The organism is Halomonas caseinilytica, assembly GCF_001662305.1.
GTDB classification, from domain to species: domain Bacteria; phylum Pseudomonadota; class Gammaproteobacteria; order Pseudomonadales; family Halomonadaceae; genus Halomonas; species Halomonas caseinilytica.
In genome coordinates this window covers 18,408-30,727 of record NZ_BDEP01000032.1, presented here as the reverse complement: position 1 = coordinate 30,727, position 12,320 = coordinate 18,408, and the positions used below count along the sequence as shown (strand labels likewise).

13 protein-coding genes are annotated in these 12,320 nt (G+C 63.2%); 10 read left to right on the top strand and 3 right to left on the bottom strand.

Features of this window, described 5'->3' with window-relative positions; translation table 11 throughout:
• Window positions 1-279: 279 nt before the first annotated feature.
• Genes dgoD through A9O65_RS16740 form a run of 3 tightly spaced genes read left to right on the top strand, consistent with a single transcriptional unit; the run spans window position 280 to window position 2,994 of the window.
• Window positions 280-1,428 carry a galactonate dehydratase gene (dgoD, locus tag A9O65_RS16750; protein ID WP_064700773.1) on the top strand — a complete coding sequence of 383 codons (1,149 nt, stop codon included), beginning with the start codon at window positions 280-282 and terminating at the stop codon, window positions 1,426-1,428.
• A 10-nt stretch (window positions 1,429-1,438) separates the two neighbouring features.
• Window positions 1,439-2,098 carry a 2-dehydro-3-deoxy-6-phosphogalactonate aldolase gene (locus A9O65_RS16745; protein ID WP_064702767.1) on the top strand — a complete coding sequence of 220 codons (660 nt, stop codon included), beginning with the start codon at window positions 1,439-1,441 and terminating at the stop codon, window positions 2,096-2,098.
• Window positions 2,095-2,994: a 2-dehydro-3-deoxygalactonokinase gene (locus A9O65_RS16740; RefSeq protein ID WP_064702766.1), complete on the top strand. Its 900-nt coding sequence runs from the start codon at window positions 2,095-2,097 to the stop codon at window positions 2,992-2,994. The genes A9O65_RS16745 and A9O65_RS16740 overlap by 4 nt, the downstream gene beginning before the upstream one ends.
• A 107-nt stretch (window positions 2,995-3,101) precedes the next feature.
• On the opposite strand, the gene A9O65_RS16735 is transcribed toward A9O65_RS16740, so the two are convergent.
• A complete protein-coding gene (locus tag A9O65_RS16735) occupies window positions 3,102-3,626 on the bottom strand; it encodes a gluconokinase (RefSeq protein WP_064702765.1) in 525 nt (174 codons plus the stop codon).
• A gap of 310 nt (window positions 3,627-3,936) precedes the next feature.
• On the opposite strand from A9O65_RS16735, the gene A9O65_RS16730 reads away from it, so the two are divergent.
• From A9O65_RS16730 to A9O65_RS17135, 7 genes are all read left to right on the top strand, one after another.
• On the top strand, window positions 3,937-4,398 hold the full coding sequence (locus A9O65_RS16730; RefSeq protein ID WP_064700769.1) for an SUF system Fe-S cluster assembly regulator: 462 nt from the start codon (window positions 3,937-3,939) through the stop codon (window positions 4,396-4,398).
• Between the two features lie 69 nt (window positions 4,399-4,467).
• Window positions 4,468-5,910: a Fe-S cluster assembly protein SufB gene (sufB, locus tag A9O65_RS16725; protein ID WP_064700768.1), complete on the top strand. Its 1,443-nt coding sequence runs from the start codon at window positions 4,468-4,470 to the stop codon at window positions 5,908-5,910.
• Window positions 5,911-6,150: 240 nt separating this feature from the next.
• Entirely contained in the window at window positions 6,151-6,903 is a 753-nt protein-coding gene (sufC, locus tag A9O65_RS16720) for a Fe-S cluster assembly ATPase SufC (RefSeq protein ID WP_064700767.1), read from the top strand.
• On the top strand, window positions 6,900-8,246 hold the full coding sequence (gene sufD, locus A9O65_RS16715; protein ID WP_064702764.1) for a Fe-S cluster assembly protein SufD: 1,347 nt from the start codon (window positions 6,900-6,902) through the stop codon (window positions 8,244-8,246). The genes sufC and sufD overlap by 4 nt, the downstream gene beginning before the upstream one ends.
• 3 nt (window positions 8,247-8,249) lie before the next feature.
• On the top strand, window positions 8,250-9,491 hold the full coding sequence (locus tag A9O65_RS16710) for an aminotransferase class V-fold PLP-dependent enzyme (protein WP_064702763.1): 1,242 nt from the start codon (window positions 8,250-8,252) through the stop codon (window positions 9,489-9,491).
• Between the two features lie 18 nt (window positions 9,492-9,509).
• On the top strand, window positions 9,510-10,082 hold the full coding sequence (gene sufT, locus A9O65_RS16705) for a putative Fe-S cluster assembly protein SufT (RefSeq protein ID WP_064700764.1): 573 nt from the start codon (window positions 9,510-9,512) through the stop codon (window positions 10,080-10,082).
• 92 nt (window positions 10,083-10,174) lie between these two features.
• On the top strand, window positions 10,175-10,933 hold the full coding sequence (locus A9O65_RS17135) for a SanA/YdcF family protein (protein WP_074749350.1): 759 nt from the start codon (window positions 10,175-10,177) through the stop codon (window positions 10,931-10,933).
• Here the strand turns inward: A9O65_RS17135 and A9O65_RS16695 are convergent.
• On the bottom strand, window positions 10,854-11,300 hold the full coding sequence (locus A9O65_RS16695) for a hypothetical protein (protein ID WP_064700762.1): 447 nt from the start codon (window positions 11,298-11,300) through the stop codon (window positions 10,854-10,856). The two genes, A9O65_RS17135 and A9O65_RS16695, sit on opposite strands and share 80 nt — an antisense overlap.
• An 88-nt stretch (window positions 11,301-11,388) precedes the next feature.
• Window positions 11,389-12,297 (bottom strand): 30S ribosomal protein S6--L-glutamate ligase, encoded by a 909-nt coding sequence (gene rimK / locus A9O65_RS16690; RefSeq protein WP_064700761.1) that lies wholly within the window; start codon window positions 12,295-12,297, stop codon window positions 11,389-11,391.
• Window positions 12,298-12,320 lie beyond the last annotated feature (23 nt).

Here is a 12,320-nt window from a genome sequence, read left to right as displayed (position 1 = left end):
ACCTGGCCATGTGGCTGGTTGGGTAGGGAAACACTGCGTAAATGTCTGCGCGTGTAACTCGCTGTGCTATAGCCGTCATCCTTGGCGGCTACCCTGTGGGCCCGTCGAAAGACGGTTCAAATTCGCTCCTGGCGAATTTGTGCGCGGCGCTCGACGATTTATGCAGCGTCTCCCAGGCCGGCCGATATCGGTTGTAGCCGCTCTGCTCGCCGATGCCTGAATGCGGTATCGGCCCGCTTTTCGACGTGACAGACGTAATACTGGAATGGATAGCGCTCTATGAAAATTACCCGACTCAAGACCTGGCAGGTGCCGCCGCGCTGGTTGTTCCTCAAGATCGAGACCGACGCCGGTGTCTATGGCTGGGGCGAGCCTGTGGTGGAAGGGCGTGCGGCCACCGTCGAGGCGGCGGTGCATGAGCTGGCCGATTATCTGGTCGGCCAGGATCCGCATCGCATCGAGCATCTCTGGAATACCTTGTATCGGGCCGGCTTCTATCGCGGTGGGCCGATCCTGATGAGTGCTATCGCCGGTATCGACCAGGCGCTGTGGGATCTCAAGGGGCGTGACCTCGGCGTGCCCGTCCACCAACTGCTGGGCGGGCGGGTCCGCGACCGGATGCGGATGTATGCCTGGACCGGCGGCGACCGCCCGCAGGACGTGGGGGAGGGAGCCAGGGCACTGGTCGATCAGGGCTTCACGGCCTTCAAGATGAACGGCACGCCGGAACTGGCGATCGTCGATTCGCATCGCAAGATCGATGAGGCCGTGGCACGGGTGGCCGAGGCCCGTGACGCCGTCGGGCCCGATGTGGGCATCGGTATCGACTTTCATGGTCGTGTGCATCGGCCGATGGCCAAGGCGTTGCTGCGCGAGCTGGAGCCCTATCACCCGATGTTCGTCGAGGAGCCGGTGGCGCCCGAGCACCTGCCTTGCCTGGCAAACATCGCCGGCGGGCTGGGATATCCGCTGGCCACCGGCGAGCGTCTGCACACGCGCTTCGAATTCCGCGACCTGCTGGCCCAGGGCATGATCGATGTGGTCCAGCCGGACCTGTCGCACTGCGGCGGCATCAGCGAGGGCATGAAGATCGCCAGCCTGGCGTCCTGCCATGATGTGGCGCTGGCGCCGCATTGTCCGCTGGGGCCGTTGACGCTGGCTGCCTCACTGCATGTGGATGCGGTGAATCACAATGCCTTCATCCAGGAACAGAGCATGGGCATTCACTACAACCGTGACAACGACGTCCTCGATTACCTGGTCGACAAGTCGGCCCTGGCCATCGAGGACGGGTTCTGCGCGATTCCCGAAGGCCCCGGCCTGGGAGTAGAAATCGACGAGGCCTTCGTCGAGGAGCGCTCCAAGGTCGGCCATCGTTGGCGCAATCCGGTGTGGACCCATGAGGATGGCTCGATCGCGGAGTGGTGAAGAGGGCAACATGAACGAGACGCAACGCAAGACCCTGGACGAGGCCCTGGAAACGTTGCCACTGGTGGCGATCCTGCGCGGTATCACGCCCGAGGAAGTGGAAGACGTATGTGATGCTCTGATCGGCGCCGGTTTCCGGATGATCGAGATTCCGCTCAATTCGCCGCGCCCCTGGGAGAGCATCGAACGGGCGGTGGCGCATTGTCCGGCCTCGGTGCTGATCGGCGCAGGCACCGTGCTGGAGGTCGCCGATGCCGAACGACTCGAGCGCCTCGGAGCGCCTCTGATGGTCACGCCCAACACGGATTCCGAGGTGGTCCGTGCCGGTGTCGATCATGGGTTGGCGCCGATGATCGGTTGCATGACGCCCAGCGAGGCACTGGCTGCGGCGCGCAGCGGCGCCCGGGCGCTCAAGCTGTTTCCCGCCGCGCGACTCGGGACCGGTTATTTCAAGGACATCAGTGCCATCCTGCCTAGAGCCTTGCCGGTCCTGGCCGTGGGCGGCATCGATCGCAGTAATATGGCCGAGTGGCACGCCGTAGGCGTACGTGGCTTCGGCTTCGGCAGCAATCTCTACACGCCCGGTCGCGGCGCCGAGGAGATCGCCGAGATCGCCACTGACCTGGTCGCCGAGTGGCGCCGGCTCGAGGCTCGGGGGAGCGAGGGATGAGCGAGCGGCTGATCGCCATCGACTGGGGCACCAGCAACTTTCGTGCCTTCCTGGTCGATCGCACCACTGGCGAATGCCTCGACAGTCATCGCTCGGATGCCGGCCTGAGGTCGCTGTCCAGCGAGGCGTTTCCGCATTACTGCCAGGCCCAGGTCGGAGCCTGGCGGGCGGGAGGCCGGGTGCCGGTCTATCTGTCCGGCATGGTCGGTTCGGCCCGTGGCTGGTGCGAGGCGCCTCAACTGGAGGTGCCGGCTTCCGCGACGCAGCTCGCCGCCAGCGTGATGGCGGCTCCCGGGTTGTCCAACGCCTGGATCGTTCCAGGGCTCAAGGTGGTGCGTGACGGCCACGTCGATGTGATGCGTGGTGAAGAAGTGCAGGCCTTCGGTGCCCTGACCCTGCGCGACACGACCTCTGGACTTTGCTGCCTGCCGGGTACCCACAGCAAGTGGGTAAGGATGGAGCAGGACCATCTGACCGACTTCACGACGGCCATGACCGGCGAACTCTTTCATGCCGTGCGCTTTCATACACTGCCTGGCGAGCCCTCTCGGGATCATGCCGCCTTCGACGAGACGGGCTTTCGCCAAGGGCTGGAAGCCGCGATGCATCCCGATGGCCCATTGCATGCGCTTTTCGAGGCACGTAGCCGACACTTGCATGCCGGCCTGGCCGCCGAGGCGGTCGGGGGCTTTCTCTCCGGCGTGTTGATCGGCAATGAAGTGCTTTCACAACGCAAGAAATGGCAGGATACATCGGTGACGCTGGTCGGCTCGACGGCTCTGAACTCCCTCTATCGAATAGCACTGGAGTGGGCCGGGGGAAGTGTCGTCGAAATTTCGAGTGACGATGCGACCCTGGCAGGGCTTTGTGCATTGGCAAGGCGTCATGAAACATGACAATGCATGATATCGATGCTTGATATAATGCGTGGCGAGCTCGTCATTCATTAAAGCTAAAAAGGCGGCCTTTCAGGCCGCCTTTTCAATGGATAATGAAACGATCTTCATGGCCGGCTCGACGCCATGTCGAGGTGGTCGAGAAAAGCGTTGACGATCTCGCGGGGCGTGTCCCGGATATCCCCGCGGAAGGCTTCGTCCCGAGAGGGAACTTCCAGGGTGGCAAGTTGGCTGTCCAGCATGTGGGCGCCGGCAAAGAAGTGCTCGCTGCGACGCTCGAGTCGGTCCATCAACACCGACCGGTCGCCGTGAAGGTAGAGAATGTCCAGGTGAGGGGTGGCGGCGCGCAACTGATCGCGATACCGGTGCTTCAATGCCGAGCAGCCGATCACCAGGGAAATACCCTGTGCTTGATACTCTCGGTAGAGATCGGCAAGCGTCGCCAGCCAGGCTTCCCTGTCGCCATCATTAAGAGGTTGGCCGCGCGACATCTTGGCGATGCTTCCGGGGCTATGATAATCGTCGCCGTCAAGGAAGGTGGCATCCATTGCCGCTGCTACCTGGCGTCCGACATGGGATTTTCCTGACCCTGAAACCCCCATTACAAGAATGCTTTTCGCCTTGGCTATCATGCGGAAATCGCTTTGTTTTCTGACTTGTGAATGGATTCGATTCTAGCACTTTTTCCGGAGGTGATGGGAGTCCTGCTGGGGGAGGGAAGCGCCTCTTTCGCTCGGGTCGGCGATGCGGGGTGCGAGGTGGCGGGCAGATAGTCAGCATTAATGAGAATGATTGGCGTTTTTGATGCCATCGGCAGTGAACGTGTCGCGAACCGACCGATTCTTGCCCGGGAACGTCCGGGGAGGCTTCACATCGAAACCATACAGGACTAAAATGGTCCGCAATCGATCACCTGAGGGGATGGCCCCGGGGAGTCAGGCAGTGTTGAAGCTTTCCAGACTGACCGATTATGCGGCGGTGGTGATGGCCCAGATCGCCCGACATCCCGAGCAGCCGCATGCGGCGGCAGAGCTTGCCGAGGCGGTGTCGCTGCCGCATCCGACGGTCAGCAAGACGCTGAAGATGCTGGTGCGCGCCGGCCTGCTGGAATCCCGGCGCGGCGCGATGGGAGGGTATTCCCTGGCGCGCCCGGCGTCGCGGATTTCCGCCAGCGACATCATCTCGGCCATCGAGGGGCCAGTGGCGATGACCGAGTGCAGTCAGGCGGAAGGCGACTGCGAGCTGGTGTCGGTCTGTGGCGTATCGGACAACTGGCAGCGAGTCTCGTTGGCGGTGCGTGCCTTGCTCGACAGCGTGACGTTGGCTCATCTGGCCGATACGACCCCGATCAAGCTGCCCGTACAGCTACCCATTCAGAGCGTGAGCCTGGCCGCCGAGGCCTGAAAACCGCGACTTCATTACCCGAGGCGAGCCGTGCTCGCCGACCCAACCAGCCCGGGAGGGGACAACATCATGGCAAGTCAGGAAATGGAAGAGCTCGTCCGTCGCGAATACAAGGAAGGGTTCGTGACCGACATCGAGAGCGAGACAGTACCACCGGGTCTGGACGAAGACACCATCGCCTTCATATCGAAGAAGAAGGGCGAGCCGGAATGGATGCTGGAGTGGCGCCTCAAGGCATACCACCAGTGGTTGAAGATGACGCCACCCTCCTGGGCGCACCTGGATTATCCGCCCATCGATTACCAGGCGATCTCCTACTACAGCGCGCCCAAGCGTCCCGAAGACCGTCCGCAGAGTCTCGATGAAGTCGATCCCAAGCTGCTCGAGACTTACGAGAAGCTGGGCATTCCGCTGCATGAGCGTGCTGCGCTTGCCGGCGTGGCGGTGGATGCGGTGTTCGACTCGGTCTCGGTGACCACGACCTTCAAGGAGAAGCTGCAGGAAGCGGGTGTGATCTTCTGCTCGATCTCCGAGGCGATCCGCGATTACCCGGAGCTGGTCCAGCAGTACCTGGGCAGTGTGGTGCCGCAGGGCGATAACTACTTCGCCGCACTCAACTCGGCGGTATTCACCGACGGCTCCTTTGTCTTCGTGCCCGAGGGCGTGACCTGCCCCATGGAGCTGTCGACCTACTTCCGGATCAACGCCGCCAACACCGGCCAGTTCGAGCGTACCCTGATCGTCTGCGAGAGCCGTGCCGAGGTGTCGTATCTCGAAGGCTGCACTGCACCGCAGCGCGACGAGAACCAGTTGCATGCCGCCGTGGTGGAGCTGGTGGCGCTGGATGACGCCAAGATCAAGTATTCCACGGTGCAGAATTGGTATCCCGGCGACGAGGATGGCAAGGGCGGCATCTACAACTTCGTCACCAAGCGCGGTGACTGCCGGGGGGATCGCTCCCACATCAGCTGGACCCAGGTCGAGACCGGCTCGGCGATCACCTGGAAGTATCCGTCCTGCATGCTGCGCGGCCGTGACAGCGTCGGCGAGTTCTATTCAGTGGCGGTGACCAACGGTCGCCAGCAGGCCGATACCGGCACCAAGATGATCCACATCGGCGAGGGCACGCGCTCCACCATCGTCTCCAAGGGCATCGCTGCCGGTCGTTCCGACCAGTCCTATCGTGGCCTGGTCAAGGTCGGCCCGCGTGCCAAGAACGCCCGCAACTTCACCCAGTGCGACTCGCTGCTGATCGGCGATACCTGCGGCGCCCATACCTTCCCGTATCAGGAGATCGGCAATAGTTCCGCCAAGGTGGAGCACGAGGCGACCACCTCCAAGATCGGCGAGGATCAGCTGTTCTATTGCCAGAGTCGCGGCATCGGCGAGGAAGATGCGGTCAACATGATCGTCAACGGTTTCTGCAAGGACGTCTTCCAGGAACTGCCGATGGAGTTTGCCGTGGAGGCGGAGGCGCTGCTGAATGTGACGCTCGAAGGCGCAGTGGGTTAAGGCTCTTGGCCTGACGATTGACGAGATGAGCGCCGGGGACGAGTCGCAGCGAGGGTCATCCGCCATGGATGGCGGATGTAGCGCCCAGGGATGGGGTTACAGCGCACTCGCGACGGCTCTGCGCCGGAACAGCTCATCCACGCTAAAGGGGTGGCGCCATGCAAGGGCACGCCCGATAAGCGCAAACGAATTCATCTATGCGAGCCGCTGCGGCGGCTGATAGCTCAAAAGGTAGTCAACATGCTCGAAGTCAAGGATCTGCACGTCACGGTCGAGGGGTCCGAGATCCTCAAGGGCCTGAACCTGACCATCGGTGCCGGCGAAGTCCACGCTCTCATGGGCCCCAACGGCGCCGGCAAGTCCACGCTGTCGGCCGTCATCGCCGGCAAGGACGGCTATGAGGTGACGAGTGGGTCGATCACCTTCGAAGGACAGGACGTGCTGGAGATGGAAATCGAGGAGCGTGCCCAGGCGGGCCTGCTGCTGGGTTTCCAGTATCCGGTGGAGATCCCCGGCGTGAAGAACATCTATCTGCTCAAGGCCGCGCTCAACGCCCAGCGTGCCGCGCGAGGCGAGGAGGAGATCCCGGCGCCGGAATTCATGAAGCTGGTCAAGGAGAAGGTGGGCTTCATGAAGATGGATGCCAGCTTCCTCCAGCGCGCCGTCAACGAGGGCTTCTCCGGCGGTGAGAAGAAGCGCAACGAGATCCTGCAGATGCTGGTCCTGCAGCCGAAGCTTGCCATGCTCGACGAGATCGACTCCGGTCTCGACATCGATGCCATGAAGGTGGTGGCCGATGGCGTCAACTCACTGCGCGGCGAAGACAAGGGCATCCTGCTGGTGACGCACTATCAGCGCCTGCTGGATTACATCGTGCCCGACCATGTTCATGTGCTGGTCGACGGTCGCATCGTCAAGAGCGGTGACGCCGACCTGGCGCGCGAGCTCGAATCCCGTGGCTACGACTGGGTCGTGGAGGACTCTGCGGCATGAGTGACGAACAGCGCTTTCTCGACCGCCTGGCCGAGCGCAACGCACAGCGTGGAGACGAACCCACCTGGATCGCCGCACGCCGCCAGGCCGGGGCCGCGCGCTTCGAGGCGCTCGGCTTTCCGCATCGTCGCATCGAGGAATGGAAGTACACTGACGTGCGCGATATCGCGCGCAGTGACTTTGCCCTGGCCACCGACGCCGAGTTTTCGCCGGCCACGGCAGCGGCCCTGACCCTGCCGTTGGACGCCTATCGCCTGACCTTCGTCGATGGCGTGTTCGCGCCGGCATTGTCGGATCTGGGCGCGCTGCCCGAAGGCGTGCAGGTGTTGCCCCTTTCGCGAGCCCTGGAAGAGAACCACGAGGCCGTGGGTGGACCACTCGGCCGCCTCACCGGCGTCGATTTCTCGTCCTTCGCGGCCCTCAATACCGCCTTCATGGAAGAGGGCGCGGTGGTACGACTGGCACCGCGAACCGTGGTGGACAAGCCGATCGTGCTGCAATTCCTGTCCCGGGCCGGGGAGCAGGAGGTGATGAGTCATCCGCGCATCCTGGTCGAGGCCGGCGGGCGCAGCGAGGCCACCCTGATCGAGCACCACGTGGGCGAGGACGGCGCTGCCAACTTCACCAACCTGGTGGAGGAGATCATTCTCGAGCGGGGGGCGATCCTGACCCACTACAAGCTCCAGGAGGCGCCACTCAAGGATCGCCACATTGCCAGTATCCACATCGAGCAGGCCCGCGACAGCCGCTATGTCTCCTTCAACCTCAACCTCGGGGGCGGGCTGGTACGCAACGATCTGGTCAGCGACCTGAACGGCGAAGGCGCCGAGGCGATCTACAATGGCTTGTTCTATGGTCAGGGCCGCCAGCATGTGGACAACCATACCCTGGTCAATCACAACGCGCTCCGCACCTTCTCCCGTGAGAACTACAAGGGCATCCTCGACGACCGCGCCCATGGCGTGTTCAACGGCAAGGTGATCGTCAAGCGCGACAGTCAGCAGATCGAGGCCGAGCAGAGCAACGCCAACCTGCTGCTTTCCGACCGTGCCGAGATCGACACCAAGCCGGAGCTCGAGATCTACGCCGATGACGTCAAGTGCGCCCATGGTGCGACCACCGGCCAGCTCGACGAAGAGGCCGTCTATGCCCTTCGCACACGTGGCATCGATGAGCAGACGGCCCGCGGGCTGTTGACCCTGGCATTCGCCGGCGAGGTCATGGAACTGGTCGACCTCGATGCGGTGTCCGAGCGGGTCGAGCTGGCGGTGGCCGGCAAGCTGCCGGAGCGCTTCAACCTGGCCGGATTGGTGGAAACCGCCTCGGCCTTCAACGAGGGGTGAGTCATGGCCGACTTCAGTGACCTTCAGCTAGATGTGGCGCGGGTCCGTCGTGACTTTCCGATCCTGGATCGCGAGGTGCATGGCAAGCCGCTGGTCTATCTCGACAACGCGGCGACCTGCCAGACCCCGCGTCAGGTGATCGAGGTCTTCGATGACTACTATCGGCGCTATAACGCCAATATCCATCGAGGCCTGCATACCCTGGCCGATGAGGCAACCGCGGCCTTCGAGGGAACCCGCGAGACGGTGCGCGCCTATCTGGGCGCCGCCGAGGCTCGGGAGATCGTCTTCACGCGCGGGACCACCGAGGCGATCAACCTGGTGGCCGCCAGCTGGGGACGAGCCAACCTAGGCCCCGGCGACGAGGTGCTGATATCGCGCCTGGAGCATCACTCCAACATCGTGCCCTGGCAGCTGCTGGCCAGCGAGCTGGGGTTCACCATCAAGGTGATTCCGGTAGACGAGCGCGGCGTGCTGGATCAGGCTGCCTATCGCGACCTGATCGGCGAGCGTACCCGGCTGGTGGCGGTGAACCATGTTTCCAACGCGTTGGGGACGGTCAATCCGGTGGCTGACATGGCGAGCCTGGCCCACGAGCATGGTGCGCTGATCATGGTCGACGGTGCTCAGGCCGCGCCGCATCAGCCCATCGATGTCCAGGCGCTCGGTGCCGATTTCTACGCCTTTTCCGGCCACAAGGTCTATGGACCCACCGGGGTCGGGGCCCTCTACGGTCGTGCGGAACTGCTCGAGGCCATGCCGCCCTGGCAGGGCGGTGGCGAGATGATCAAGACCGTCTCCTTCGAGACGCCCACGACCTTCGCCGACATTCCCCACAAGTTCGAGGCGGGAACGCCGGCAATCGCCGAGGTGATCGCCCTGGGACGAGCCCTGGCGTGGGTGAACGAGATCGGGCTGGGCCTGATCCAGGCCTGGGAGACGCGCCTGCTCGAGCATGCCACCGAGGGCGTGGCGTCGATCGAGGGCCTGCGCGTGCTGGGGACCTCGCCGGACAAGGCCGCGGTGCTCTCCTTCGTCGTCGATGGTGCCCATGCCCAGGATATCGGGCTGTTGATCGATCAACTGGGGGTGGCGATACGCACCGGCCATCACTGCGCTCAGCCGCTGTTGTCGCACTTCGGGGTCGATGCCACTTGCCGTGCTTCCTTCGCTGCCTACAACACGCCCGAGGAAATCGACATCTTCGTCGAAGGACTCGAGCGAGTCGTGGGCATGTTGCGCTGAAGGGGAGCGAGGAAATCCATGAGTGATATCGACGCACTGTCCGGCGTGACCAAGGGGCAGGTGCTGCCCCTGCAGCGCGATGTGGAGGCCATCTCCATTCCCTTCGGCAAGACGGAGACCCTGCCCGAGGACAGCGAGGTCACCGTCATGCAGGCCAAGGGCGGAACGGTCAGCGTGGGCCTCGAGGGGCGCATGTACCTGATCGAGGGCAGTGAGCTTGATGCCCTCGGGCTCGAGGCGGTACCGCGACCGACCCTGCCGGAAGACGCTTCGGAGGAAGATATCGAGGCGTTCGTCTGGGATCAGCTGCGAACCTGCTATGATCCGGAAATTCCGGTCAACATCGTCGAGCTGGGACTGGTCTACGGTTGTCGCATCGAGCGCTTGATTACCGGTGAACGACTCGTCACCATCCGTATGACGCTGACCGCTCCGGGCTGTGGCATGGGCGATGTGATCGCCGCCGATGCGCGCAACAAGATTCTGGGCGCCCCTCAGATCAGCAAGGTGCACACCGAGATCGTCTTTGATCCACCCTGGAGTCGCGAGATGATGAGCGACGAGGCCAAGCTCGAGCTCGGTATGTTCTGAGAGCGTGCCGGCCTCGTCCATGCGCTGCATCGAACGCCCCGTCGCCGGCGAGATGAGGCGGCGCCCAAGAGCCTCCATGACCGGGGAAGTCGATGCCCTCGCTACCGTGGAAAACGTTCCGGATCCTGCTGATGTCACTCGGTGGGGGAACCCTGCTGGCGATGTTGCTGTTTCTGGCCGTTAACCTGTGGATGCTGACCAGTACCCGCAGCCGTATCGATCTCGAGCTGTCGCAGTGCCAGCCCGAGCGGGTTGGTATCGTCTTCGGGACATCGCACTGGACCCGCAGTGGCGCGCGCAACCCCCACTTCGAGGGGCGCATGCGCGCCGCGGCCAGCCTGGTACATGACGGGCGGGTCGCGCATCTGCTGCTGTCGGGAGACAATAGCACTCGCTACTATAACGAGCCGGTGACCATGTGGAAGGATCTGCGTGGTCGTAACATCCCGGATGCGGTCATGACCCTCGATTATGCCGGCTTCAGTACCTTCGATACCCTTGCCCGGGCCCGGGATGTCTTCGCGGTGAAACGCGCTTTGCTGGTTACCCAGTCCTGGCACCTGCCGAGAGCCTTGTTCATCGCCGATGCGCTGGGTATCGAGGCACGTGGCTGCGCGGCACCGGAGCGACCGTCGGACAGTACCCTGCGTTTGAGGGCCAGGGAGTGGGTCGCGCGAGTGGCGACGCTGGGGGATCTGTATCTATGGGGCCGCGAGCCGCATTTCCTGGGCCCGATGGAGCCCCTGGAGATCACGCCTCGCCGCGGCCCGGTCAGCGCTTCTGGCGCTGCTTCTGAAGACGATACAGCTCGCGAATCAACGAACGACAGTTCCGCCAGCACTCCTCGATGACCGGTTCGATGGCATCGGGCAGCGGATGGGTCAGCAGCGTCGAGAGGGCCTGCATCAACACCCGTTCCTGTTCGAGCAGCTCGTTGATCAGCACTTGGCTGTCGTTGCCGACAAAGCTCTTCAGTCGGCTCCAGAGCCACATGTAGTCGTCGCGCTCGACGTCGGCATCACGAGGGAGAAGGTTGAGATGGCGACGGGCCAGCGCCTGCAGTTCGCGCATCAGCCGGCCACGTTCCTCGAAGTGGGGCTTGAGCGCGTCGCGCAGGCTCGGCTGCAAACGCTCGAGATTGTCCTGGAAATAGTCGATGCTGTCGGCCAGTGCTTCGAGGGCACTGTCCATCGCCACCTGGCGATTATCAAGAAACATGTGCGTTCACCTCCTCCGGTGACGCAGATTGTGGGGGTGTCGCGGTACTTTTGCCACCCCCGTTCGGCATTAAATCTCGGTTTCGGGCTTAGCCTTTAGGCTTGGGGGGGGTCTTGCGTTTCGGGGCCGAGCTCTTTTCCAGGTGCTCGATGATCAGCCCGGCAATGTCCTTGCCGGTGGCGGCCTCGATTCCTCGCAGACCCGGCGATGAGTTAACCTCCATGATCACCGGCCCGTGGTTGGAGCGCAGCAGGTCGACGCCGGCCACCTTCAGGCCCATGGCCTTGGCGGCGCGTATTGCCGTGGAACGCTCCTCGGGGGTGATGCGAATGACGCTGGCGCTGCCGCCGCGGTGCAGGTTGGAGCGAAACTCCCCCTCGGCCGCCTGGCGTTTCATGGAGGCCACGACCTTGTCGCCGATGACGAGGCAGCGGATATCGGCTCCCTGGGCTTCCTTGATGTATTCCTGGACCATGATGTTGGCCTTCATGCCCATGAAGGCCTGGATCACCGATTCGGCGGCCTGGTTGGTCTCGGCCAGTACCACACCGATTCCCTGGGTGCCTTCCAGCAGTTTGATGACCAATGGAGCGCCTCGCACCATGGTGATCAAATCCGGGATATCGTCGGGCGAGTGCGCGAAGCCGGTCACCGGCAGGCCGATCCCCTTGCGCGAGAGCAACTGCAGCGAGCGCAACTTGTCCCTGGAGCGGGTAATCGAGACGCTGTCATTGAGCACCTGGGTGCCCATCATCTCGAACTGGCGCAACACCGCACAGCCGTAGAAGGTGATGGAGGCGCCGATACGGGGAATCACCGTGTCGAAGGATTCGAGCTTCTGCCCCTTGTAATGGATGGAAGGGTGATGAGAGGCAATACTCATGTAGCACCGCAGGGTATCGACGACCCGGGCCGTGTGGCCCCGGGCCTCGGCGGCCTCCACCAGGCGGCGCGTGGAATAGAGGTTGCGATTGCGTGACAGCAGCGCGATGTGCATGACGGAATCTCCGTTGACAGGAT